This window comes from Olivibacter sp. SDN3 (assembly GCF_014334135.1).
In the GTDB taxonomy this organism is placed as follows: Bacteria; Bacteroidota; Bacteroidia; order Sphingobacteriales; family Sphingobacteriaceae; genus Olivibacter.
The window spans coordinates 4,943,283-4,968,934 of record NZ_CP060497.1 but is presented as its reverse complement, the minus strand read 5'-3'; the positions used below and the strand labels follow the sequence as shown (position 1 = coordinate 4,968,934).

Here is a 25,652-nt window from a genome sequence, read left to right as displayed (position 1 = left end):
TTATTATTCATGTGCCTGAATCACCTCAAATAATTTTTCCGGCTCATCTGTTGTAATAAAATCGACCTTCTGATTTAATAATTCAGCCATATCAGCTTCGTCATTAACAGTCCAACAGTTAACGGAGAGCCCAAGATCTTGGGCTTCTTTAATCCATGTTGGATTGGCCTTATACACTTTGAAGTGATAATCTAAGCCAGTGTAACCGTCTTTTTTTGCTTGGGCGGGTGCAACGTCGCCGTTTAAATAGGCTACTTCAGCTTTGGGGTCTAGCTTTCCTACCAGTTTACCTGCCTCGTAATCAAAAGTGATATAATCAACCCATTTTTGTGCCTTCAGCTTTTTTACGGTGCTTACGCATAGCTCTGCTGTTTTCAAAGCGCGTTCTTTCTTGGCTGTCGACGGTTTGATTTCTAATATTAGTCGGGTTTTCTTTTGTTTCATCCCTTCTTTCAGATAAGATTCCAATGTAGGAATGCTTTCGCCATTGGGGAGTTTTTTTGCTAATAGTTCTTGATAGGTGGACGACTCAATGTCCAAGCCAAAATAGTCCCGATCATGGTTAACTACCAATACTTCGTCTTTGGTAAGGTGAACATCGAACTCTGAGCCATGGCAGCCAATCTCTACGGCTTGGTTTAACGATGCTAAGGAGTTTTGCGGAATGTCCTGTGCTTTCCAAGCACCTCGATGTGCGATGACTACATTTTTGTTAAACTGCCCGTAACTTACTTGCATGACTGCAAATAAGCAAATTAAAGTAAATAAAAAGGAATGTCTGTTCATTTTTGTCTGTTTTTTGTTATTTACATTTGTTGTATTATTTTTCCCACCAAACTTTAGTCAGTACGTTGTCTCCGCCTATCCGTTCCACAGCTTCCTGGTAATTCTCCGGATTAAACCTTCTAACATCAATATGGTACATAAATCGAGTGGGCATCACGCCATCGTGCCACATGTATTCCGTTTTAGGGAGTACAGGAAAGCCAGTTCTCCTATACTCAAACCATTGCTGGTAATCATTAAAGAAAAGCGCTAGGTATTTTTGATTCATAATCTGTTCCAATGTGCCATTGAATTTAGCGTGCTCGTTTTCAAAATAGTCTGCCGCAATCGCACCGTCTTTCCATTGGGTAATTGCAGCCGTTACACCTTGCTCATAAGCAATCTTCGCTGCCTCTAAGTCGCCGAAATGTAGGGCAACTTCTGCTTTGATAAATTCTACTTCAGCATAGCTCATGATCACTTCGATTATTTCGGTGCCAAGCTCCGTATAAACCATCAGGTTGCCATTGGGCGTGCTTGGACTAAAATCAAATTGGGACTCGTCACCCGAGTGGGCGCTGGGAATACCTTTGTAACCGATCGGTTGTATTTGACCGTCTACAAGGCGGGATGCTTGTGTCATAAATAGGGGACGGCGAGGATCCTCAAGATCGTTTAATATGTCTACAAAAAATTCACTCATGGCTTCGAAATTAACATAATCTTGCCTGCGGCCCCAAGCATAGTCGTAAGGTGAATTGCCATTGATCGTTACAAAGGCAGCCTCTTCGTTATTTTCAAATATAGGATAATCTGTTGGGTTATTTAACATGGTTTGAATTCTTTCATAACTGTTGAATTCAGGTCTTTTCGATGCCCTAAGCAACACCCGGAGTAATAAAGAGTTGTTGAATTTTCGCCAAAGTCCCTTATTGTTGGCATAAAGCAAGTCATTTCCGGTCATTTCACCGTCCTGAGTATATATCTGATTGGCCTGCTCCAGCAGGTCGACGAAATTGTGGTAAATTTGCTCTTGCTCGTCAAAGCGAGGACTGGTAATGCCATCTTCTGCCAAAAGTGCTTCGGAGAAAGGGACATCGCCAAAGCTGTCCGTCAGAATCCCGGCGATATATACTTTAAGCGTATTGGCAATAGCTTGGTATACAGGTTGTTCATTTTCGACGGCAGTTTGTTCCATTTCACGAACATTTCTTAAATATTGATAGGCATTGTTCCAAGTGCCATTACCGGCCGTTTCATTGACTTCATAGCGGTGCACGCCGTTAGCTGCACTTGGATTGGGTAGACCTACCTGCATGATTTGCCAGGTAAAGTCATAACTCCTAACCGTAAAATAAGTGGCCATGCCATATACCGTTGGGGTTACTAGGCTACCAGGGGTAACTCTTTCTAATCGATTGGGGTCGGTATTTATATTGTCAAAATCCTTCGTGCAGGAAGAGAAGTTGAATAATGTAGCGAAACTTATTGCTGTTATAATAATATTTTTCATCCTTAAATAATTAGTTTGTCCATGTTTATTTTTAAGAGACTTATGAACCGCTGTGCGGTTTGGTCGACACTAGCTAAGTAGCTGATGGTATCTAAAGGCTGTACTCCTTTGCTGATAAACAGAATTAAAACATGGGCGGTTCATTTGAATAATCTAAATTCGTTTGAATACTTTGTTGGTTCTTAGAGTTGCAAGCGGAGGTTAAGTCCCCATGTCCGTGGTGTTGGCAATTGTCCCATTTCAACACCAGGCATAACAACAGCACCATTCAGGGCCGCTGTCTCAGGGTCAAATACCGGAAATTTTGAAATCATGGCTAAATCCCTTCCAAAAATCGCGACGCTGGCACCGTTAAGCCGCCACCGTGAGACCAAGCTTTGTGGGAAGGTGTATTCAATCCTAACTTCTCGTAACTTGATGTAAGACGCATCAAAACTATTGGTTTCGATATTGGCCCTTCTGTAGTAATCGCCATACCAGGTATTGATATTTACCGGAGTTGTATTGGGTGAGTAAGATCCATCGGCATTCTGAACAACGCCTTCACCAACTAACTGGCCAGTTTCGCGACCAGCTAGGGTATGTGTTAATTTTCCCTGTTCGCTCATTTTATGGAAACTTTGTGAATAAACAATCCCTCCGTATTGACCATCTAGTAAAACCGACATTCGGAAGTTCTTATAGTTGAATTCGTTGAGAAAACCACCTCTCCAATCTGGATAAGCGGTGCCTATCTTTTGTATATCATTGGGGCGTAAAGCTAAACCTGTTTGTGCATCAAAAACAACTTCGCCATCTTCATTTCGCACTAGGCCAAAACCATAGATATCACCGGTAGTACCACCAACTTTAGCGATGACAGATGCCGTACCACTTTGTGCTATAATTTGTTGATCGCCACCTATATCGTCACTGAGCTCCAAAATTTTATTCACGTTCTTAGCCCAGGTGATGGTAGAGTTCCAAGTGAAATTTTGACTGGCTAGAGGTGTGCCTGTGAACATAAGCTCAATACCTTGGTTTCGAACAGTACCACCGTTGATGAACGCTTGGCTATAACCCGTTGTTACATCTAAGGGCACTAATAATACTTGATTGACCGTCCTATTTGTGTAAAAGTTTACGTCCGAAGTAATCCGATTATTGAATAAGGCGAAATTTAAACCAGCCTCCCAAGAAGTTGATATTTCCGGTTTCAAATCTGCATTGAAAAGCACTGACGGAGCCTGTGAAGAGCCGGGAAAGGCTGAAGTGGCATAATACTTCGCAGTTTGGTAAGGATCTGTGTCGTTGCCAACCTGCGCCCAAGATAAGCGGGCTTTAGCAAAGCTGATCTGCCGCGGTAACTGAAATATATCGCTGAGAATATAACTCGAACTTATCGATGGGTAAAAGAAAGAATGGTTATGTCTGGGTAGGGAGGAGGCCCAGTCGTTGCGGGCTGTAACATCTACATAGACTTTCTCATCAAATGAAAAATTAGTCAATGCGTAAACGCTATTCAAATTTCTTCTGGACAAGTCAAACTCTGCTAATGCTTGATTGGCGGCATTGGATAGTTTATAAATTCCGGGAATTACCAGTCCGCGCGCAACTCCTACACTTTCTTTGATTTGACTACTCAATAGGTTGCCACCTAAAGAAGCCGTCATTTTTATTCTGGAACTGAGATCTTCCGTGTAGGTTAGTAAAGCATCGGTATTTGATTCATAGAAATACACATCCTGCTCTTTATAATACCCCTGAGGAAAATTGGCGGAGCTGAAAGGTCTACGTTGTGTCCTGCGGTCTTGTCGCATATTTAAGCCGGAGCGCAACATTAAGTTCCATTTGTCATTGAAAGCATAGTGAGCCTGTAAATTTCCATCCATATTATAACTATCCAATGAGTTTGTCATGTCGTGTGCAATAACATAAGGATTTTCGATATATGAGCTGAAAGGATGTATTTGTTGTATTTGGTCAAGACCGTTTTGCCAGCGGGGTTCATACCATTTTAGATCCACATTTGGATTCTGAAAAATCATAAAGTAGGCGATCGACTGATTGTTGTAGCCCGTAGCAGGTAAATTGTCGCTGTTCTTATTTGTATAACTTACCTTGGTATTGATGGTAAGTTTATCGGTTAGTTGTAAACTGGAGTTAAAAGATGCAACTAGCCTTTCGAAACCAGTGTTGGGCATAATCCATTCGTTTTTGGTATGAGTAATGGACGCTCTGCCCGAAAAGCGATCTCCAGCGCCATCTACCGCTACGCTGTTGGTAAGGGTATAGCCCGTGCGCCAAAAGTCTTTAATATTGTCTTCATAAGGCCTCCACGGTTGTCGACTGGCCGATTGTCCTTCAACACTTGGGTCATATTGAAAGTAGGATTGTCCCATGAACTTTGGTCCGAAAGCACTTGAAGTGGAGCCTGTATTTGCTCCATCTTCTGATAAGCCATAAGAATAATATAAATCACCTGCACTATTTCTATTTAAATTACCTTGTCCATATTCGTATTGGTAATCGGGCCAACGAAGAACATCGTTTATACTATTATTGGAATTTATGGTAATGCCCAGTCCGTTCTTTCTACTTCCTTTTTTCGTGGTAATGATGAGTGCGCCATTACCAGCTCTACTGCCATATAAGGCAGCTGCGGCAGCGCCTTTTAATACTGTTACAGATTCGATATCGTCGGGATTAATATCTGATAGCCCGTTGCCAAAATCTACAGGCACATCTTTATCTTCGCCAGTAGCCCCTGCTCCGTAAGCCTGATCTACACCGGAACTAACCCTGCCATTAATCATTGGTACGCCATCCACCACAATTAAAGCTTCATTTTTCGCAGGATTCAAAGATCGGTCTCCCCGTAAATTGATTCTAGTGGAATTGATAGGGCCAGAGCCTGCTTGCGTTAAATTCAGACCCGCTACTTTGCCCTTTAAACCGTCTGTCCAGTTGTTTGGCATAGCTTCTGAAATGTCACTACCTCTAACGGTGGACACGGCGTAACCCAATGCCTTGGATTCCCGTTTGATCCCCAGTGCGGTAACTACTACCTCATTCAGCTCATTCGCATCATCACTCAGCATGATTGCGAGTTGGCTTTCCGCTTTAGTGATCGTGGTAGTATACATTTGATAGCCGATCATAGAGGCCGACAAGGTACTGTTATTCGGAGCTTTGAGACTAAACTCGCCATTGATACCTGTTCTGGTGGTGGCTTTACCGTTTAAAGCGATGGTTACGCCAGGTAACGGTTCTCCGTTTTCATCTTTTACAATGCCTGAAATTTCGAAGGATTCTTGTTTAACTTCGTTCGTGATGACTTTAGGCGTTATCTTTGCGTGGACTACGCTTAAATCCAACGAAAAAAGGATCATCATAGAACAAATAGCTTTCCAATTGGACAGGGGAGATCGCTTTGTGCAAGCTCGGGTTAACGGCAAAAGTTGAGTTTTGGTTTCAGTTGTTTTCATAATGTTTCATTAAATCGTCTATAGGTGCTCCGCTTTGTGCAAAAGCACCAAAAATGAAAGCTGCAATATTAGTATTGCTAGGTTTTAATACAGTTAACGTTATGTTAAGTAATTATTAATTGGTTATAAATTGCCATAAACGACCCTTTGGACAGGGAGACTATGGCTTTTTGGTACTAGAAGCTAGTGTGTTATTGTGATTTTTACGTTTACTTTCTTTTTACTGTAGCATCAGGTAAAATAGACAAGCAATACACGCGCCGATTAAAGGCCCAAAAAAAGGAACCCAAGCGTACCCCGCGTTGAAACCGGCCTTATTTTCAATAGGTAGAAGGGCATGTACAATGCGTGGTCCGAGGTCGCGTGCCGGATTGATGGCATAACCCGTGGTTCCGCCCAACGAGAGGCCAATAACCCAAACGACAAAAGCAACGGGGATCGCGCCTATAGAGCCCAACCCAACAGGCGTTGCTGTTTCTTCTAAAGCGATTTCTCCATCGGTGAAAAAGAATACTGCCAAAATAAGTACGAATGTCCCGGTTATTTCGCTAATGAGATTGATAGGCAAATTGCGAATAGCGGGAGAAGTACAGAACACGGCTTGCTTTGCCGGGGCATCCGTTGTTTTGTCGAAATGGTCTTTATACATGACCCATACTAACATAGATCCGGCCATTGCACCAACAAACTGTGCCATGACATATAAGCCGGCATCGTTTAATGATAAACTACCTGTGATCACCATCGCTAACGTGACCGCTGGATTAAGGTGAGCTCCGCTGTAAGGCCCGGCGATAACTACGCCAGTGAAAACAGCTAATGCCCAGCCAGTTGTAATGACGATCCATCCGCCATTATTACCATTAGTGTCTTTTAGGAGTACATTTGCTACTACACCTCCCCCCAGTAGTATAAGTATGAATGTACCGATCAGTTCTGCAATAAAAGGTGTCATAATTAGATATTGGTTCTGATTGTCCCAATTCCAATAGCGATTGCATTGGGACCTTATTCATTGGTTTTAATTTTCGGATGTTAGCTGTTCTTGTTTCTGTTGAAAAGATGCTGTTAGTTTGGCCCATGCTTTTGCGGCCTCGACAGCTCTATGCCAGTTGCCGAGCTGTTCTTCTACAGGAGTAGCTGCATCTGGTTTAAAGATTTTATTAACTTGCCATTGATCTTTCAGATCGTCTATATTTTCCCAGAAGCCTACAGCTAATCCAGCTAAATAGGCGGCACCTATAGCAGTGATTTCTGTTATGTTCGGCCGAACAACCTCTGCTTGCAGGATGTCTGCCTGAAATTGCATGAGCAGATTATTGTTGGTGGCACCTCCATCTACGCGAAGTTCATGTATGTCTTTTTCTGCATCAGCTTCCATAGCTTTCAATATATCCACTGTTTGAAAAGCGATACCTTCCAGTGCCGCACGTGCTATGTGCGAAGCTTTGCTTCCACGTGTCAGGCCTACTATGGTTCCGCGGGCATAGGAATCCCAATGAGGTGCCCCCAGTCCGGCGAAGGCAGGCACAAGGTATACCCCGTCAGTATCTTGCACTTGCGCCGCTAACGACTCTATTTCTTCAGAAGACTTGATAATACCCAAGCCATCGCGTAGCCATTGTACAATAGCTCCTGCAATAAATATACTTCCTTCTAAAGCATAAGTTACCTGATCGCCAATTTGCCAAGCAACGGTAGTAACAAGATTATTTTTTGAAACGATTGGTTTGTGCCCGATATTCATGAGCATAAAGCAACCAGTGCCATAGGTGTTTTTAACCATGCCCGGCTTTGTACATAGCTGTCCGAACAGCGCTGCCTGTTGATCTCCTGCAATACCGGCGATCGGGATCCGTTCAGTTAAGATTTTTCCAGCAGTTTTCCCGTAAACTTCGCTTGAGCTTTTAACTTCCGGTAGCATGCTTTTTGGAATTTCGAAGAGTTCTAGAAGCTCTTGGTCCCACTTCATGTCAACAATGTTATAAAGCATGGTTCTTGAGGCGTTGGTGACATCTGTTACGTGGTTTTCTCCATTGGTAAGGTTATAAATTAACCAAGTATCAATGGTGCCAAATAACAATTTCCCTGCGGCAGCTTTTTCTTTAGCTCCTTCCACGTGCTCCAAAATCCACCGGATTTTTGTAGCGGAAAAATAAGAATCTATAAGCAGTCCTGTTTTTTTTCTGATGTTTTCTTCGTATCCCTGACTTTTTAAGTCGTCACAGTAGGGGGCGGTCCTACGATCTTGCCATACAATGGCGTTATATATGGGTTTACCTGTTTCCTTATCCCAAACGATGGTTGTTTCACGTTGATTTGTAATGCCTATGGCGGCGATTTCTGCTGATTTTATATCTGCTCTCACCAATGCCTCGGTTGCTACGGCTATCTGGGAAGACCATATCTCACGTGGGTCATGCTCCACCCAACCCGATTTAGGATAAAGTTGTGTGAATTCCTTTTGGGCTATGGAAATGATTTCTCCCGAATGATCGAAAACAATAGCTCTTGAGCTGGTGGTACCTTGATCAAGTGATAATATGTATTTTGCTTTTGTCATAATTTTATTTTTGGTCTACGATGTTTTGGTTTACATATTAAGAAAAACGCATATTATTTAGTAATGGTATGTTTTTGATAGGGTGTGTTATTTTTGTTTTCTAATAAGTACCCCTGTGCAAGCTGTTTGAAATCCTGTATTTGCTGTTTCTGCCATGTTTCATCTTTCTGTAGTTCCTGGCCCATTAATGCTGCCACGATAGGAACCATTTCTATGGCAGCCCGCGCATCGAGGAAGAGGACGCGTAAGCGCCTGGCTAAAATGTCTTCCACATTGCGTGCCATTTCATGTCGAGTTGCCCAAATAACCTCTGCATGGATATAATGGTAGTTTTTATGAATTTTTTCACTTAACCGGGGAGTTTCAGCGACGAGCGATTGTATTTGAGCAGCGTCTGATCCGTATATTTTTAATGAGTGATCACTTGAGACACCATTTGTGGCTCCATGTATTTTAATATCCGCTGTCTGGCAATTTGCAGGCTGTAGATTGCCAGATCTTATACATTGATTAACGGTGTCTTCTGCCATTTTTCTATAGGTAGTCCACTTCCCACCGGTGATGGTCACTAAACCAGAAGTGCTAACCATTAATTTATGATCGCGTGAAATCTCCTTTGTACTTTCTTGTCCGTCTTTTGGGGCGGCCAGAGGTCTCAAGCCGGCGAAGACGCTTAACACGTCAGAGCGGCCGGGCTTTCTGGTGAGGTATTGTGCAGCGGTATTTAAAATAAAATCAACTTCTTCGGTTAGGGCCCGAGGCTCCAAACTATGTTCATTTAACGGCGTATCTGTCGTTCCCAATATCAAATGCTCGTGCCAGGGAACGCCAAAAAGTACTCTTCCGTCACTTGTTTCTGGAATCATAAGTGCGCTTTTGCCATTTAAAAAGGATAACGGAACAACCACATGTACTCCCTGACTGGGCCGTACCAGTGGGCGGTGGTTGGCTTGTTCAAGTGTTAAAATTTCATCTACAAATACGCCTGTTGCATTGATCACAACTTTAGATTGGACACCGTATTGTTTGCCTGTCTCTTGATCTGTGAAAATGAAACCGGTGATTTTTCCTGTATTATCTTTTTCCAGTTCTGTTACTTTGGCGTAATTGATAAGTGTTGCACCATATTTATTGGCTGTTTGAGCTAAATTGATCGCAAGTCGCGCATCATCAAATTGTCCGTCAAAATATTCGATACCACCTTTTAATTGTTTCGTTTTTATAGTTGGGATAAACGTTGCAAGTTTCGTTTTAGATAACAAAGACGACTTGCCGATGCGGTATTTGCCGGCCATCCAATCATAAATCTTCAATCCGATTAAAAACTTTAGTTTAGCAAACCACGTATAACAGGGAATAATGAAGCTTTGAGCGTGCACAAGATGCGGCGCGTTTCTAAATAAAATTCCACGCTCACGAAGTGCACCATAAACCAGCTTTATGTCTCCTTGAGCCAAATAACGAACACCACCATGAACAAGTTTAGTGCTTCTACTGGAGGTTCCCTTCGCAAAGTCTGCCTGTTCGACTAAAAGGGTTTTATATCCTCTTGAAGCAGCGTCTACAGCAATCCCCAAGCCTGTTGCACCACCCCCAATAATGGCGATGTCCCATGTTTGAGGCTGGTTTACATATTGAATGCTCGAGTCGCGATTCATTAACTGATCGTTTTTTTTGGTGTTCGGCATATGTCGATAATAGTTATAGCAGAGTTAAATATTAATTTTAGCCTAATATTACGCTTCAACTGGTGTCAAGCAAAGGTAAATGATAATTTTTAGAAATCAAATAAAAACTATCGAAATAATATCGAAACAAAATGAAACTTGACGAATGCTTTGTTTTTAGTAGAAAAGCAGTAATTTAGCTTCAAACTTATTATATTATGAATAGCGTAGAACGGCATCAGTTTATACTTAAGTATCTTCATGAGAAAGGGTCTATTAATGTGCTGGATTTGTGTAAGGAGCTGGATGTTTCTTCGGTTACCATCAGAAAAGACCTTAAGCTCTTAGAGGAAATGCAGATGCTGTTCCGCACACATGGCGGAGCAACATTAAACAATCCCTATACCAGCGATCGTTCAGTGGTTGAGAAGGAAAAAATGCAGTCTGAAGAAAAGGCTATGATTGCCGTAACAGCTGCTAAACTGGTAGAAGCGAACGATTCAATTATTATCGCTTCGGGCACAACAGTGCTTGCCATGGCTAGGCATATTCATCCGGTAGAGAGCTTGACCGTAGTAACTTCGGCGTTGAATGTAGCGATTGAATTAAACCGACATCAGCATGTAGAAATTTTGCAGCTGGGAGGGATGATACGTACCACTTCTGCATCGGTCGCTGGTCCATATGCAGAGAGAATACTTGAAGATTTTTTCTGCAGTAAGCTTTTTCTGGGCGTTGATGGAATAGATCCCGAATTCGGGTTGACTACGACTAATGGTCAGGAAGCTCATCTTAATAGGAAAATGATTGAAGTTTCGCAAAAAACTATAGTATTGGCCGATTCGACTAAATTTGGTAAACGTGGTTTCGGAAGAATATGTGGGCTGGATGAAATTGATGAGATTATAACCGATAAGGGAATACCACAACACATGCAGTCTGAATTGGAAAGTATGGGAGTGAAAGTAACAATTGTTTAATAAGAAGGTAATAATTGTTTAACGTAGATGCTACAGTTTCCGTTTTTTGTGATCAAAGGGCGAATGTTTTTTAAGCTGTTAATGGCCTCGTTAACGCTGTTTATTTTGCTTTATTCTCGAGATTAAAAATCATACCAATTTTTTCTAAAACTACAAATGTGGAATAATCCACTAGTGTTGATAATTATTTATACCTATTCTAAATGGTATACTGCACTTTTGTAGGAGTTCCTCGAAAAGTTTCACTAAAAATACGCATTATGGTTAGAATTATAAAGTTTGAGAAAGATGATTGCGCACCTTGCAATATGGTGTCGGAATTTCTTGATAATAAGGGGGTTAATTACGAAAAAATAAACCCTTTTGAGAACCCTGAGTTAGCAATGCAATATAAAGTTCGGTCGGTGCCTACAGTTATTGTAACACATGAGAACCAAGAAGTGAAACGCGTTATCGGGTTTAAACCAGATGAACTTTCTGCTATAACGATTATGTAGACGGCTACACATTTTGAGTATATGCAAAATTGGATTTATTACGATAGCAAAACAGGTAATGTTGATCGGTTTGTACACAAACTGGAAGCAAAGACTGGGTGGACTATACGGCGTATAAATGAAGATTTGGCGATTTCCGAACCAGGGCATTTGATAACGTTTACAACAGGTAAAGGTGAAGTGCCCATCGTTACCGATAGATTTATGCAGCAAAATCACGCTTTTATAAGAACGGTTTCGGCAAGTGGAAATAAAAATTGGGGGCAGAATTACGGCCGGGCAGCGGATCGGGTGGCTGCATTATATAAACTCCCGCTATTGTTTAAGTTTGAATTATCTGGCAGTATGTTAGACGTTCAGCAGTATATTGACAAAATAATTGAGTACCATGAATACTACGAGCACCAAGAATCCAATGATTACCAAAAAATGGATATTGCTTAATAACGAAATCATGACCAAAGACGAGGATGAGTTTCGTCTTTATAAAGATAAAGAAGCAGTAAGATCGTATTTTTTGGATTATGTTAATAAGAATACGGTATTCTTTTATACCTTGAAGGAAAAGATAGATTACTTAATCGAAAACAAGTATTACGTAAACTTCTACGAGCATTACACGTTTGAGCAAATAAAAGAAGTTTATGATTTCGTTTACGCACGCAAGTTTAGGTTTCCGTCGTTCATGAGTGCTTTCAAATTTTTTCAAAGTTATGCCTTACGCGATGATAGTGGAGAGAAGTTTTTAGAGCGTTATGAAGATCGGGTAGTATGTGTTGCCCTTTATCTCGCCGGGGGGGATGTACCGCGAGCGCTTGAATATGCAGAAATTCTGATCAATCAGGAATATCAACCCGCTACACCAACTTTTTTGAATGCGGGTAAATTGCGTTCGGGAGAATTAGTTTCATGTTTTTTAGATGAAATTGGTGATAATTTAAGTGGCATTAGCTATGCTGTCGATGAGGCAATGAAATTGTCTTCCATTGGAGGGGGAGTTTCTTTCAATATATCAAAGGTACGAGGCAGAGGAGAAGCGATAAAAGGAGTTGAAGGTAGGTCAAGTGGTGTATTACCGGTAATGAAAATATTGGAAGATACGTTTTCATACGCGAATCAGCTTGGACAAAGACCGGGAGCAGGCGCGGTGTACTTGAATATCTTTCATACGGATATCGAAGAATTTCTAGATTGTAAGAAAATTAATGTAGATGAGAAACTACGTATTAAATCACTTTCTATTGGTGTCATCGTTCCTGATAAATTCATGCAAATTGCTGCTGCCGATGAGGTTTGCTATTTGTTCTACCCACATACTGTTTTTCAGGAATATGGCCAATATTTAGATGAAATGGATATGGGGCAGATGTACGACGAGTTAATTAGTAATCCTAAAGTGAAGAAACGAAAAGTAAATGCCCGACATCTGATTATTAAAATTGCGCAAACACAGAAAGAAAGTGGTTATCCCTACCTGTTCTTCAAAGATAATGCGAATAAAGGGCATGCGTTGAATGGCCTGGGATCGGTGAAGTTTTCTAACCTATGTACCGAAATCATGCAATTGTCGCAAGTTTCAGAGATTAATGCCTACCATGAAGAAGATACCGTTCGTTACGGTATTTCCTGTAACCTTGGCTCTTTGAACATCGCTACTACGATGGAAAATAAACGGATAAAAGAAGTAGTAAAGACAGCAATGCGTTCATTGACAGTGGTGTCTGATATTACCGATATCAAAATGGTTCCGACCATCCAGAAGGCAAATAGAGAGCTGCACAGCGTAGGTTTAGGAGCAATGAATTTACATGGCTTTCTAGCTAAGAATTTTATCATGTATGAAAGTAAAGAGGCGTTAGACTTCTGTAATGTTTTCTTCATGATGGTTAATTTTTACTCTATCGAAAGCTCGATGGAAATAGCCAGGGAAAGAGGGGTAAAGTTTGAAGGTTTTGAGCAATCTGATTACGCTAATGGTAGTTACTTTGGTAAATATATCAACCAAGACTTTCTACCGGTAACCGATCGGATAAAAGAATTATTTGAGGGGGTTGCTATACCAGACCGCGCAGCTTGGGAAAGTTTAAGCCAACAGGTAATGGAACACGGTTTATATCATGCTTATCGTATGGCTATTGCGCCTAACCAGTCTACTTCCTACATTATGAACGCAACTGCATCTGTAATGCCGGTTGTAGATACTATAGAAGTGCGTGAGTATGGTGATAGTACAACTTATTATCCAATGCCCTATTTAAATAATGATAATTATTTCTATTATAAATCGGCATATGATATGGATCAGAAGAATGTCCTGCGTTTAATTTCCGTTATACAAAGACATGTGGACCAAGGTATTTCAACCATTTTACACACAAATTCGAAGGATACCACGCGTGATTTGGCTAAATATTATATTTATGCTCAACAGGTGGGGTTGAAATCGTTATACTATACGCGTACTAGAAAAGCATCAATAGATGAATGTATCTCTTGTTCGGTATAAGGGGCTGAAGTATTAAGAAGAATTAGGTTGGGTTTCAAGAGTGTTTTCAGAAATATTTCTGAAAACACTCTTGAAACATATATGAATAAAAAAAATGAATCAATATAAAGCAGTAAATTGGAATACCCCAGAGAACGATTATGTAGGAATGTTTTGGGAACAGAATATCAGGCAGTTCTGGATAGATACAGAATATATTCCATCAAAAGATATCGATGTATGGAAAAAACTTGCTCCCGAAATGCAGGAGACTTATAAAAAGGCATTGGGTGGCTTAACGTTGTTAGATACGCTGCAAAGCCATACCGGGATGCCAAAAATTATAGACCATATTGATGGTTTACAGAGCAAAGCTGTATTGTCCTATATGTGCATGATGGAAGCGATACACGCCAAATCCTATTCCACCATCTTTACAACCGTTGCTAGTACACCTGAGATTAACGAGCTTTTTGAGTGGGTACAGGAAAATAAGTACCTACAGTTTAAGGCTGCTACGATAGACAAATATTATCGTGTATTGGATAAGAAAAAAATAACTAATGAAGAGTTGTTTATGTCTTTGGCAGCATCGGTGCTTTTAGAATCTTTTCTTTTTTATAGCGGTTTCTTTATTCCATTATGGCTAGCAGGGCAGGGGCAGATGGTTGCCAGTGCGGATATCATTAAAAAAATTGTGGCTGATGAATCTATCCATGGTGTTTTTGTAGGGATGCTGGCACAGGACGTCTTTAAGAAATTGCCGAATAAAGAAAAAACCAAACAGGATGTGTTGGATCTTTTAACGCTACTGTATGAAAATGAGTTAAAATATACAGAAGAAATTTATACCGATGTTGGCTTAACGGCGGAGGTTAAAGAATATGTGCGTTATAATGCAAATAAAGCTTTGATGAATCTGGGTTTTGACGAGCTTTTTGAAGTGAAGGATGTGAACTCAATAGTATTAAACGGGCTCAACCTAGAAACCACTCAACACGATTTCTTCTCTAAAAAGTCTACCAACTATGAAAAAGCTACGCAGATCAGCCACTTGCACGATGAAGATTTTAATCCGGATTTAGCAATACCTGTTTAGTGATCGGTATGGAAAGCTAAAACCTAATGAGTAGACATTTGTTATATAAAATAAACTTAATTATTGTATCATGACAAACGTTGAAAACAGAGACTACTTTTTAGAGGATGATTGTACACCAAATATTGACTTTTCTGAACGTGTAATATCAATAGGTACAGGAACATATATGATTTACAAAGGTGTGCGTGAACTTTTCAAAAAACCTTTATTGGCTTTAGGACAGGTTGCGATTGGCAGTGCGCTACTTTACAGGGGGGCAACGGGTACATGTGATGTGAAACGTTTAATTGTCAAAGAATCGCATCATCCTGAAAAGGCTGAATTTATATAAAAATAGGTCTGTTGCGAAAAAAAGCGGTTATGTTTTGAAACATAACCGCTTTTTGCTGAGGAGAAAATCTTCTAGTATATTACATACTGACACCAGCTTTTGGTGTTAATGGTGCTGGAAGTGGAGATTCATTTAGAATTTCTCTCAGATCTATTTCAATATTTTTAGCAATTGTTGTAACAGGTGTGTCATTATGCCGATTTTCAAACGGATCCTGTATCTGAATAGCTATTTGCTCAATAATAAGAAAGATAAACGAAAGTATAATAGCCAGTAAAATGGTTAAGTAACCTAGTTCTTTCACCATTGCAAAAGGAATTAAACAAGCAAAGGAATGCACTAGAAGCCACGAAAAATATCCATAGGGAACAGGGAATGGCGTGTTTTTAATCCTTTCCGCTTTTCCCAGTTCATCCGTTAAGTTATGGATGATCGTTTCAATCTGAACCAATAAATAGGTAGATAGCGAACCTTGAAGATTTAATTCAGTTAGTTGCTTCAAATTCATCATTAAGAGCGTATTGGGAACATGCTTTTTTGTTTGGATTGTTTGAAAATCTTCTGCTGACAATAGGCGTGCTAAATGTTCTTTCCCTCCCTGTTTACGCAGATGTTTACCTGTAGCCTCCACAAAACCAATTTGCCGATAAATCAATTGTCTACTAGCATCCGGGTCGTGTTTTCCAACAAAATTAACGACCTCTCGGGCAAACGTTCTTGAGTTATTGACAATTGCTCCCCAGATAATGCGTGCTTCCCACCATCGCTTGTAGGCCGCGTCGACCCGGAAACCCATTAAAATGGAAAGTGCTGTACCCATGATAGCTATCTCGGTTTCCGGTATGGCGATATCCCAGCCCCATTCAATGTAACTGACACATACAAAAAGAGCAAGCAAAAGATAGATGATGAGCCATTTGCCAATAAGTTTGAACATATGGCTTGCGCGGACATTAGTTTCTACAATCATATAAGGAATAAAAAAATACGGATAAATATTTTAAAATAACACAATCCCGGCAAAAATACCGTTTTACGATTACGGTAACAGCAAAATGTTGAGATTGTTTTATGAACATTAGGCTAATAAAAAAATTTTATGTTAGGTTTGTACTTAATATACACATTAAATGATCCAATTCTTAAAAGATAGTACATTTGCCGTGAACGAGGTGATAAATTCTGCTTGGGATGTTTTGAAAAGGCATTATTTTTCTATTGCCGGACTTTGCCTCTTACTTTTTCTTACGTCCAACACTTCAGGGATTTTAGCCTTTTATTTCAGGGATTTTAACCCGGTTTTCAGTTCAGTTATGGCAATCTCTTTTGTAGTCATTTATTTTGGTATACAATTGACATTGTTTAAATACATTTTTCACGTAATGGATGACGAGAGGGAACATGTTTCGCTATCAGATACCATACCTTCAACAAAAGAGCTGAGTTACTTTTTTATTGCCATGTTGGGACTTCTATTAATTATTTTAGTAGCTTTCGCTTTGTTGGCAGTACTCATATTACCGGTTATATACATATATAATAGCACCGAACGTGCTGTAGATTTATTTGCTTTTCTTTCCATTGTTTTTTTTATCAGCTTTATGATACGGGTAGCTTTTTATCCGTTTTTTATCATTGATAGACATGAAAGACCTTTTAAGGCAATCCGATTAAGTTTTGCGATTACGAGAGGCAATTTTTTTAAATTGTTGCTTTTGTTAACATTTTTGACCATTTTACATTTATTGTCCATATATTTTAACTATAGGTCGTATCCGATGTTATCGGCGGGTATGAGTTTAGTAAACTCATTTCTGATAGTTCCTTTATCCAGTGTAGCAATTGCTTTGGCGTATAGGCAAATGATGAAAGAATATAAGGGAGAAGATGATCCTGGGTTTATTAAAAATATTATTTGATTTTCATTATAATAAATTGTTTATTGATGTATTTTTGACCGTTAGCGGTATCAATGAGATCGCTACGCTAAGTTTTTAACGGCAATGAAGGTTGCATGAGCTATTTTATTTTTCATATTACGTTTTTTCTCGACGACGTTCAAAAGATCGCTGCGGTAAGGTCATGTTTTTTTTTGTGCGGTAGTTCATGCAGGTTTCGTTTTATAATCAACCAACATCCATTATTATTATTATGGGTATAAAAGCTGCTTTAAGCAAACCTTTTGCCGCGTTCGTAGTAAGGAAAATAAATAAATGGCGAAAGAGTGCGGTAGAATCGCAAGAGAAGGTGTTCAAACAACTGATTTCATCTGCCAAGCATACAGCGTTTGGAAATGATCATGAGTTTGATGGTATACGTTCGTACGCTGATTTTAAAGAAAAGGTACCAATAAGAGATTACGAAGGACTTAAACCTTATATCGAACAGGTGCTTTCTGGTAAAATCGATGTGCTGTGGCCCGGGAAGCCGTTATATATGGCAAAAACTTCAGGTACGACCTCAGGAGTGAAATATATACCCCTAACCAAAGATTCTATGCCCGAGCATATTAATGCTGCAAGAAATGCTTTACTAAGTTATATTCATGAAACTGGAAATACTTCTTTTGTAGAAGGGAAGATGATCTTTTTGCAGGGAAGTCCACTTATGCAAGAGAAAAATGGTATTAAAATTGGCCGTTTATCGGGTATCGTTGCCCATTATGTGCCAACCTATTTACAACGTAATCGATTACCAAGTTTTCAAACAAATTGCATGGGGGACTGGGAGTCAAAAGTTGATAAAATTGTTGAGGAAACGCTCCATGAAGATATGCGGCTAATATCAGGTATCCCTCCGTGGGTCCAAATGTATTTTGAAAGGTTATTTGCAAGAACAAATGGTAAAAGAATAAAAGATATCTTTAGAAATTTCAGTCTCTTTGTATATGGAGGCGTGAATTTCGAACCCTATAGAAGCCGTTTGGAGGAGATCGTTGGTAAAAGGATCGACTCGATAGAAACGTATCCTGCTTCGGAAGGTTTTATTGCTTTTCAAGATAGCCAAAAAGAAAAGGGGATGTTATTGCTGCCTGATTCGGGTATATTTTACGAATTTGTTCCTGCAGAGGAAGTTTTTCATGAGCAACCTACCAGGTTAAGCTTATCGGAAGTGGAATTAAACAGAAATTATGCCCTTATACTAAGTACCAATGCTGGGCTTTGGGCTTACAATTTAGGAGATACGGTTAAATTTGTATCTTTAAACCCCTACAGAATTGTGGTATCTGGGAGGATAAAACATTTTATATCTGCCTTTGGTGAACATGTAATTGGCGAAGAAGTGGAACATGCATTGATGAGCGTTGCCAGAAGTGAAGGGGTGGAAGTTACAGAGTTTACGGTGGCTCCGCAGGTCAATCCACCAGTGGGCGAATTGCCATATCACGAATGGTTTATTGAATTTGGAACTCTACCGGTTAATTTGAACGAATTCCGAGCTAAAGTGGATCAAGAGCTCCAACGTAAAAATAGCTATTATTTCGACTTGATCGAAGGCAAAATCCTGCAACCTTTAATCATCAGATCAATGAAGAAGGGAAGTTTTATAAATTATATGCGATCTTTGGGGAAATTAGGAGGACAGAACAAGCTGCCTCGTCTGGCAAATGATCGTATAATTGCTGATCAATTAGAAAACTATATTAAGTGATCAAAAAGAAGAGAATTGCAATATTAGGAGCTACTGGAAGTATCGGCACACAGGCTTTATCTGTTGTTAGAGAACATCGGGAGCTGTTTGATGTCGAAGTGTTGACTGCCGCTGGCAATGCGACATTGTTAATTGAACAGGCAATGGAATTCCTGCCAAAGGTTGTGGTCATTACGGATGAAAGTAAGCGTGCTGCGGTTGACGAAGTGCTTGGCTCAAAAGGTATCGAAGTGCTGAGTGGACAGCAGGCCTTGGAAGAAGTAGTGCAGCGGCCATTGATAGATATCGTGTTGACTGCATTAGTAGGGTTTGCAGGGTTGAAACCCACAATCGCGGCTATAAAATCGGGTAAAAATATTGCCCTGGCTAATAAGGAAACGCTAGTGGTGGCCGGAGAACTTATCATGAAGTTAGCAGAAAAAAATGAGGTGGCCATTTTGCCAGTAGACTCCGAGCATTCTGCTATTTATCAATGTTTAGTGGGTGAGGAAAAAAGCACACTGGAAAAAATATATCTGACAGCCTCAGGAGGGCCTTTCAGAGGTAAGGATGCCACTTCTTTATCAACCATCACTAAGAAAGAGGCACTCATGCACCCCAACTGGGTAATGGGACAAAAAATCACAATCGATTCGGCTTCATTGATGAATAAAGGTTTGGAAGTGATTGAAGCGAAATGGCTTTTTGGATTGGATGTGGATCAAATTGAGGTGGTTGTTCATCCGCAGTCAATCATACATTCGCTAGTGCAGTTTAAAGACGGTTCACTAAAGGCGCAGATGGGATTGCCAGATATGAAATTACCTATACAATATGCACTGACTTATCCTGGTAGGTTAGCGAATACCTTTGAACGTTTTGATTTTCTAAAGCACCCATGCCTAAGCTTTGAACAACCCGATACAAAGACTTTTGCAAATCTAGCGCTTGCTTTTGATGCCTTAAGAAGTGGAGGCAATATGCCATGTGTGTTAAACGCTGCCAACGAAGTGGCTGTGGCAGCATTTTTGCGTGATGAAACCGGTTTTAGGGAAATGAGTACGATCATCAGTGAAACGCTTCAGAAGATTCCATTCATCGCCTCACCCAAGCTTGATGATTATTTGCAAACGGATAAGGAGGCAAGACTTTTTGCCGAACAATTAGTAACAAAAAAGAAAAAAGTATATCAAATAGAAAAATAGAGAATGAGTGGATTAATTATGGCGGGCCAATTATTGCTTGGTCTGTCTATTTTGATTGTTTTACATGAATTGGGACACTTTTTAGCTGCCCGAGCCTTTGGAATAAAAGTTGAAAAGTTTTATCTTTTTTTTGATGCATGGGGCGTAAAGCTCTTTAAGTTTAACTATAAAGGATGTGAATACGGCATTGGATGGCTACCTTTGGGAGGTTATGTGAAGATTGCCGGTATGATCGATGAATCCATGGACACCGATCAGTTAAAAGGAGAACCACAGCCTTGGGAGTTCCGATCTAAACCCGCTTGGCAACGACTAATTGTCATGTTGGCGGGAATTATTGTCAATATTATTTTAGGGATATTTATTTTTTGGATGCTTACACTCCGTTACGGAGAAACGTTTATTCCAAATGATAAATTAGCTGATGGTTTGGCCCCGGGGATTATTGGTAAGCAGGTGGGCCTGCAAGCAGGTGATTTAATTACCGCTATTGATGATGAACGTGTAGTACGGTTTGAAGACGTGCGTAGTCCAAAGGTCTTACTGGGAAACACAAAATTAACTATTCTAAGAAACGGTGAACTGATTGATTTAACTGTTCCCGGTGATATATTAAATGAGGTTTCTGATTTAGGCATAGATGAATTTGTAATACCTCGTATAAGAATTAAACAAATCGAACAGTTGGAAGAGGGGGGGATCGCTGAAAAAGTAGGTCTAAAAGAGGGCGATAGTTTAATAGCTATCAATCAGCAACCTATTATTTTTTGGGATCAGATGACGGAGCAGCTGCAAGCAAGTAAAAATAAAGAAGCAACCATTGTTTTTTCCAGGGCGGGCACGGTGGATACGGTGCAGGCCAAAATCGATGCCGAAGGAAAATTGGGTGTTTATACTGGAAGGGATCTTAGTCGTATTCCCCAGGAGCAGGTTAAATATGGCTTTTTAGAAGCTCTTCCAGTGGGTGCGGCTAAAGCGTGGGGCTCTTTGACAGATAATGCTAAGGCTCTAGGTAAGGTGGTTACCGGGCAAGTAAAGGCGAATAAGGCTTTATCAGGCCCTGTGGGGATTGCCAGAATGTTCGGTGGACAAGTGGATTGGGTGAAATTTTGGAGTTTGGTGGGTTTATTATCAATGGCGTTAGCGCTTATGAATATATTACCTATTCCGGCTTTAGATGGGGGGCATGCGCTCTTTTTAGTAGTGGAGATGATTAAGGGTAAACCGCTGAGTGATAAGTTTATGGAAAGGGCACAAGTTGTTGGTTTCATTATTATAGTAGCACTAATGATTTTTGCGCTGGGAAATGATATTATGAAGGCCGTAGGTGATAAATTACCTTAACAGCTATATCACCAAATAAAATTTTAATTTTATTTGGTGATTGTAGTATTAACAGATATATTTGCATCCCGTTAGCGGTACAATGTGATGCCCAGGTGGCGGAATTGGTAGACGCGCTAGTCTCAAACACTAGTGGGAAACCGTGCCGGTTCGATCCCGGCCCTGGGTACTAAAAAAACCTGTTAATCAGTTGATTTTCAGGTTTTTTTGTTTTTACAGAGTTTAAAAAAGTGCAATAAATTCTATACTTTTTCCAAAATAAAATTCCCATCAATCCCCAATTTTTGATGCAATGATTTCAGAAAACCCACATCGGGATCACGTTTTCCGTTGAGTATTTGGGATAATTTCGGTGCGCCGATGCCAAGGATGGATGCCAGTCCTTTTTGGGTGACGCCCAATTCTTCTTTTTTTGCTTCCACCACGGCACTAAGCATTACTGGCATGGGCATCAGTTTCATCTCCTAATCCTCGTACCGTTCGGCCAACAGGCTTAGTTTTTCCAATTCATCGGCTTCCTGCTGGCTCCATTGCTCGGTATTTGAATATTTGATATTCCAATTCGTCATAAAATTTCTGCTCATCCATGTTGGCGACTTCATTTAGGAAATCATAGTCTACCCCTGTATTGTCCTTTATTTAAAGTCTTTTGAGAAAATGACTATGTCTGCGTTAATGTATGTATTCTCTTTATCTTTTAGAACTTCAATATGGTTTAATTGAACATACAGAATAGACAATGGACACGGGAAAAAGTGTTGGTCGTAGGTTCTGTATCCGGGATTAGGAAAGTAGTGATTATTGTCTATCATTTCGATGTTCAAAACCGCTCTTAGACAATCATTATTTGGATGGTCGTACAATGCTCTATAATGCAAACAGAACTTACCTAATCCATTTTTAACCTTTGTGCGCAAGAATTGTATCAAAAGGCCGTGATTGCCGTAACAGACGCCGTTCGTCTTGGTGCGCTAGCGTACACAAGTGCTGTTGCTGAATTTTCAATTTGTGTTATTTGTCTTTCTGAACTCGGACGGATTCATCCCTTTATATTTTTTAAATACACGGTTCAGGTGGCTTTCATCGGAGAAATTAAGTTCGTAAGCGATTTCATTTATCCGCATATCGCTGTGCAGCAGCCTTATCTCTACCAGTCTCAATTTGTAGTTGACGATATAGCTTTGCAGGGTTTCACCTATTTGCTTTTTAAAGTAACGTCCCAAGTAATTCAGCGATATATTAAAATGGTCACTGAGTTTTTCTGCCCTTAAATTTTCTTGGTCAAAAATATTTTCCTGAATGTATTGCAGTATCTCTAATACTGGCTCGCCGGTGCTTTCTTTTATGTTCTTTGGAAGTTTTAAAGCAATATTCCTTGCCACAACGGTAATGATGGTGTTAGTAATTTGCTCTGTAATGCGATTGTAGTACAACTGTTGATTGGTTTGTTCGTTTAGGATACTTTCAATAAGCGATGTGATCAATGGCTTGTCCACTTTGTTCTTTAAAATACATCCCGGGCGGTGACTGGCATTTTGCAAAATATATTCCACCTGGTTTACGGCATCTTTGTCTTTGTCGGTTTTTTCCTTTACAAATAATTCATTGAAACGGAGAAAAAAGAAAGTTGTTGGCGTAGTAATATCAAATGAATATACATCCTGTGGGGTTAGTAAAAATAAATTGCCTTTGCGATAGTTAAACTTGTTTTTGTTTACTATTTGAATGCCTGTTCCGTCTATCACATAAATCAATTCAAAAAAATTATTGCGCTTGGTGGTTTTGGGGAAGCGTAGCATTTCTTTCCATTCTATTTCATAAGGCCTGTACAAAGTTTCTCCTTTCATAGCAGTAAAAATACAAAAAAAGTGTAAAATAGTACAAATTAAGAGGTGTATTTTCTGAATAACTTTGCGTTATCAAATTATAAGAAAATGAAAATTTTAATTATCGGTGCAAATGGCAATATCGGAAAAATTATTACACCTGCCTTACAACAAAAACATGAAGTAATTACGGCAGGAAGAAACAGTGGCGATGTTTCGGCGGATATTTCTTCTATCGCTTCCCTTGAAAATCTATTTGCACAAATAGGAACTGTAGATGCGGTTGTTTGTGCGGCAGGCGACAGTGTTACAAGCGACTTACCTTCTATGACGGATGAGAAATATTTTACAGGAGTGCAACAAAAATTATTGGCTCAAATAAATCTTGTAATTACAGGTCTGAAACACATCCATGACCATGGTTCATTTACACTCATATCAGGCAAAATGGGTGAAAATCCTGCAAAAGGTTCATCAGGAAAAGCTGTAGCAAATGGCGCTGTAAACAGCTTTGTATTGGCAGCTGCATTGGAAATGCCAAGAGGTATCAGGATTAATGTGATAAGCCCATCAAAAATCACAGACATTGCTGCCGAAGATTTGATTAAAGGCTATTTAAAAAGCATTGCAACTTCGGCTAACGGAGAAATTATACGAATTGGCTACCATTAAAAAACGAATAAATTATGCCACATTTTATTATTGATTGTTCGGCAAATGTTTTAACACAGGTGTCTGAACCAGAGATCTTAACAGCAGTATTTGATGCTTCTATTGCAAGTGGTCTTTTTATAGAAGAAGATATTAAAGTAAGAGTGAACCCTTATGTGCGGTACGAAGTTGGAGGTAAAAAGACCGACTTCATTCATGTATTCAGATATATTCTAGCAGGAAGAACGGAAGAACAAAAAGCCGATTTGTCGCAACGTGTTGTAAAAACACTGATAGGCTTGTTTCCTGCTATTGATTTTATAGCTTCAAGTGTAGATGAATTTACAAAAGCAGGTTATTGCAACAGGCACTTGTTGCGACATTAAACAAACTAAATTTTTAAAAATAAACAATGATTTATGAGATACTTAATGTGTGTTGCATTTATAATGTTATTTACTCCTTTACGGGCACAGGATCTAAGGCTGTCAAAAAAAACCAGAAAACAATTTGTCGGTACATGGTCGTTGATAGCAGTAGAAAATATCAATGCAGATGGAAGCAAAACATTGCCTTACGGCGAAAATCCTGTGGGTTTGCTTGTGTTTACTGACGCTGGTGATTACGCTATACAAATTTTAAAAGCTACTCGTCCAAAAGTCTCAGCAGGAGACAAGAATAAGGCTACGCCGGATGAAAACCTTGCCTTGGTGCAGGGCAACAATTCGCATTTTGGTACATATACTGTTCACCCTGAAAAGCACACGATTACTTTCAATGTACAGTATGCTTTTTATCCTAACTGGGAGGGCGATGTGCAGTTACGTTCTTACAAACTTGAAAATAATATGTTGAGCTATGTGGTAACCAATACTACCAATGGCGGGGCTGTTACGGCAACAGTGGTGTGGAAGAAAAAATAGTTGTTTTTGGCTGGGTCTAAATTTTATATACGTAGTAGGCTATGTATCATTGAACGTATTGTTGGTGCAGTAATTGGATTTGGCCTTAGTGAAGCAAAGGGATACCTAGTCCGATACCGCGATCGCAGAAAAGTAAAACAGCTTTATCAACAGATGTGCAGCAAGTACAGGAGACAGCTGAAGGAGAATGAATATGTTGAAAGCGTCATTACGAATCAACATGATAATATTCTGAAAATTGATACTCGAACATTCAGGAATGAAGAAATACAGTAATCTTCAAATCTTGTATTAATTAGGTTCAATAAGCCTTAAAAAGCGTTTCAAATGTTGAAAGTATTCCCCCTGGACGGTACTTAAAATTGGATGATCGTCTGTAAAATGTTTTACAGACGATTTTTTTATCCCTGCCTTGGCTCTTGCGATCTGTAGCGAATAGGTATATCCTATTGTTGTAATAAATTCCTTTTACATCCGTTTCCATTTACAGGCTCATCTATCTCATGCAAAACGGATAACAAGATGATGATGCAATAGACGAAATGATTTTAGTATGATAAGCTTTCCATAATGCCGTTTGGGTGAATCAACGTGTAGTTGAGCTAATTTATAGAAAATAAAAAAACCTCACTTTGGGGAAGTGAGGTTAAAAACTACTGTTTTTTAATCAACCTAACCTAATGAGCTAAATGCCTTATGGATA

Annotated in this window: 24 protein-coding genes and 1 tRNA gene; 15 read left to right on the top strand and 10 right to left on the bottom strand. The window is 39.8% G+C overall.

Annotated features, from left to right (window positions below; all coding sequences use genetic code 11):
- Positions 1-3 precede the first annotated feature (3 nt).
- The 6 genes from H8S90_RS21010 to H8S90_RS20985 form a co-directional block, all read right to left on the bottom strand.
- On the bottom strand, positions 4-786 hold the full coding sequence (locus tag H8S90_RS21010; RefSeq protein WP_187339754.1) for a glycerophosphodiester phosphodiesterase family protein: 783 nt from the start codon (positions 784-786) through the stop codon (positions 4-6).
- A gap of 34 nt (positions 787-820) precedes the next feature.
- Positions 821-2,278, bottom strand: a complete 1,458-nt coding sequence (locus H8S90_RS21005; protein ID WP_187339753.1) for a SusD/RagB family nutrient-binding outer membrane lipoprotein — start codon at positions 2,276-2,278, stop codon at positions 821-823.
- Between the two features lie 182 nt (positions 2,279-2,460).
- Positions 2,461-5,652 carry a SusC/RagA family TonB-linked outer membrane protein gene (locus tag H8S90_RS21000; protein ID WP_187339752.1) on the bottom strand — a complete coding sequence of 1,064 codons (3,192 nt, stop codon included), beginning with the start codon at positions 5,650-5,652 and terminating at the stop codon, positions 2,461-2,463.
- A gap of 313 nt (positions 5,653-5,965) precedes the next feature.
- On the bottom strand, positions 5,966-6,700 hold the full coding sequence (locus tag H8S90_RS20995; protein ID WP_187339751.1) for an MIP/aquaporin family protein: 735 nt from the start codon (positions 6,698-6,700) through the stop codon (positions 5,966-5,968).
- 66 nt (positions 6,701-6,766) lie between these two features.
- Positions 6,767-8,308, bottom strand: a complete 1,542-nt coding sequence (gene glpK, locus H8S90_RS20990) for a glycerol kinase GlpK (RefSeq protein WP_187339750.1) — start codon at positions 8,306-8,308, stop codon at positions 6,767-6,769.
- Between the two features lie 53 nt (positions 8,309-8,361).
- A complete protein-coding gene (locus H8S90_RS20985) occupies positions 8,362-9,966 on the bottom strand; it encodes a glycerol-3-phosphate dehydrogenase/oxidase (RefSeq protein ID WP_187339749.1) in 1,605 nt (534 codons plus the stop codon).
- 227 nt (positions 9,967-10,193) lie between these two features.
- On the opposite strand from H8S90_RS20985, the gene H8S90_RS20980 reads away from it, so the two are divergent.
- From H8S90_RS20980 to H8S90_RS20955, 6 genes are all read left to right on the top strand, one after another.
- Positions 10,194-10,955: a DeoR/GlpR family DNA-binding transcription regulator gene (locus H8S90_RS20980; protein ID WP_187339748.1), complete on the top strand. Its 762-nt coding sequence runs from the start codon at positions 10,194-10,196 to the stop codon at positions 10,953-10,955.
- Between the two features lie 260 nt (positions 10,956-11,215).
- Positions 11,216-11,452: a thioredoxin family protein gene (locus tag H8S90_RS20975; protein ID WP_187339747.1), complete on the top strand. Its 237-nt coding sequence runs from the start codon at positions 11,216-11,218 to the stop codon at positions 11,450-11,452.
- Between the two features lie 21 nt (positions 11,453-11,473).
- Complete coding sequence (gene nrdI / locus H8S90_RS20970) at positions 11,474-11,896, top strand: class Ib ribonucleoside-diphosphate reductase assembly flavoprotein NrdI (RefSeq protein ID WP_187339746.1); 423 nt, start codon at positions 11,474-11,476, stop codon at positions 11,894-11,896.
- The gene (nrdE, locus tag H8S90_RS20965) at positions 11,841-13,958 is read left to right on the top strand and encodes a class 1b ribonucleoside-diphosphate reductase subunit alpha (RefSeq protein ID WP_255501682.1); all 2,118 of its coding nucleotides are present in this window, start codon (positions 11,841-11,843) and stop codon (positions 13,956-13,958) included. The genes nrdI and nrdE overlap by 56 nt, the downstream gene beginning before the upstream one ends.
- Positions 13,959-14,052: 94 nt before the next feature.
- Positions 14,053-15,036, top strand: a complete 984-nt coding sequence (nrdF, locus tag H8S90_RS20960) for a class 1b ribonucleoside-diphosphate reductase subunit beta (protein WP_187339745.1) — start codon at positions 14,053-14,055, stop codon at positions 15,034-15,036.
- Between the two features lie 70 nt (positions 15,037-15,106).
- The gene (locus H8S90_RS20955) at positions 15,107-15,370 is read left to right on the top strand and encodes a DUF2892 domain-containing protein (RefSeq protein WP_187339744.1); all 264 of its coding nucleotides are present in this window, start codon (positions 15,107-15,109) and stop codon (positions 15,368-15,370) included.
- 79 nt (positions 15,371-15,449) lie between these two features.
- Here H8S90_RS20955 and H8S90_RS20950 read toward each other — a convergent pair whose 3' ends face one another.
- A complete protein-coding gene (locus H8S90_RS20950) occupies positions 15,450-16,340 on the bottom strand; it encodes a bestrophin family protein (protein WP_187339743.1) in 891 nt (296 codons plus the stop codon).
- Positions 16,341-16,500: 160 nt separating this feature from the next.
- Between H8S90_RS20950 and H8S90_RS20945 the strand changes: the two genes are divergently transcribed.
- The 5 genes from H8S90_RS20945 to H8S90_RS20925 all read left to right on the top strand — a co-directional run bounded on the left by H8S90_RS20945 (position 16,501) and on the right by H8S90_RS20925 (position 21,718).
- Entirely contained in the window at positions 16,501-17,289 is a 789-nt protein-coding gene (locus H8S90_RS20945; RefSeq protein ID WP_187339742.1) for a beta-carotene 15,15'-monooxygenase, read from the top strand.
- Between the two features lie 232 nt (positions 17,290-17,521).
- Positions 17,522-19,021, top strand: a complete 1,500-nt coding sequence (locus tag H8S90_RS20940) for a GH3 auxin-responsive promoter family protein (RefSeq protein WP_187339741.1) — start codon at positions 17,522-17,524, stop codon at positions 19,019-19,021.
- Complete coding sequence (locus H8S90_RS20935; protein ID WP_222852352.1) at positions 19,021-20,205, top strand: 1-deoxy-D-xylulose-5-phosphate reductoisomerase; 1,185 nt, start codon at positions 19,021-19,023, stop codon at positions 20,203-20,205. Before H8S90_RS20940 ends, H8S90_RS20935 begins: the two co-directional genes overlap by 1 nt.
- A 3-nt stretch (positions 20,206-20,208) precedes the next feature.
- The gene (gene rseP / locus H8S90_RS20930) at positions 20,209-21,549 is read left to right on the top strand and encodes an RIP metalloprotease RseP (RefSeq protein WP_187339739.1); all 1,341 of its coding nucleotides are present in this window, start codon (positions 20,209-20,211) and stop codon (positions 21,547-21,549) included.
- A gap of 89 nt (positions 21,550-21,638) precedes the next feature.
- A tRNA-Leu gene (locus H8S90_RS20925) sits at positions 21,639-21,718 on the top strand.
- Positions 21,719-21,791: 73 nt separating this feature from the next.
- On the opposite strand, the gene H8S90_RS20920 is transcribed toward H8S90_RS20925, so the two are convergent.
- The 3 genes from H8S90_RS20920 to H8S90_RS20910 all read right to left on the bottom strand — a co-directional run bounded on the left by H8S90_RS20920 (position 21,792) and on the right by H8S90_RS20910 (position 23,396).
- A complete protein-coding gene (locus tag H8S90_RS20920; RefSeq protein ID WP_187339738.1) occupies positions 21,792-21,995 on the bottom strand; it encodes a helix-turn-helix transcriptional regulator in 204 nt (67 codons plus the stop codon).
- An 18-nt stretch (positions 21,996-22,013) separates the two neighbouring features.
- Positions 22,014-22,151 (bottom strand): hypothetical protein, encoded by a 138-nt coding sequence (locus tag H8S90_RS20915; RefSeq protein WP_187339737.1) that lies wholly within the window; start codon positions 22,149-22,151, stop codon positions 22,014-22,016.
- Positions 22,152-22,550: 399 nt separating this feature from the next.
- A complete protein-coding gene (locus H8S90_RS20910; protein ID WP_187339736.1) occupies positions 22,551-23,396 on the bottom strand; it encodes an AraC family transcriptional regulator in 846 nt (281 codons plus the stop codon).
- Between the two features lie 87 nt (positions 23,397-23,483).
- On the opposite strand from H8S90_RS20910, the gene H8S90_RS20905 reads away from it, so the two are divergent.
- From H8S90_RS20905 to H8S90_RS20890, 4 genes are read left to right on the top strand one after another with little or no spacing between them, the layout of a single operon-like run.
- Positions 23,484-24,047 carry a short chain dehydrogenase gene (locus H8S90_RS20905; RefSeq protein ID WP_187339735.1) on the top strand — a complete coding sequence of 188 codons (564 nt, stop codon included), beginning with the start codon at positions 23,484-23,486 and terminating at the stop codon, positions 24,045-24,047.
- A 14-nt stretch (positions 24,048-24,061) separates the two neighbouring features.
- Entirely contained in the window at positions 24,062-24,412 is a 351-nt protein-coding gene (locus H8S90_RS20900; protein WP_187339734.1) for a 5-carboxymethyl-2-hydroxymuconate Delta-isomerase, read from the top strand.
- A 33-nt stretch (positions 24,413-24,445) separates the two neighbouring features.
- Positions 24,446-24,949, top strand: coding sequence for a lipocalin-like domain-containing protein (locus tag H8S90_RS20895; RefSeq protein ID WP_187339733.1), 504 nt, complete (start codon positions 24,446-24,448; stop codon positions 24,947-24,949).
- Between the two features lie 6 nt (positions 24,950-24,955).
- The gene (locus H8S90_RS20890) at positions 24,956-25,225 is read left to right on the top strand and encodes a hypothetical protein (protein ID WP_187339732.1); all 270 of its coding nucleotides are present in this window, start codon (positions 24,956-24,958) and stop codon (positions 25,223-25,225) included.
- The last annotated feature ends 427 nt before the right edge of the window (positions 25,226-25,652 follow it).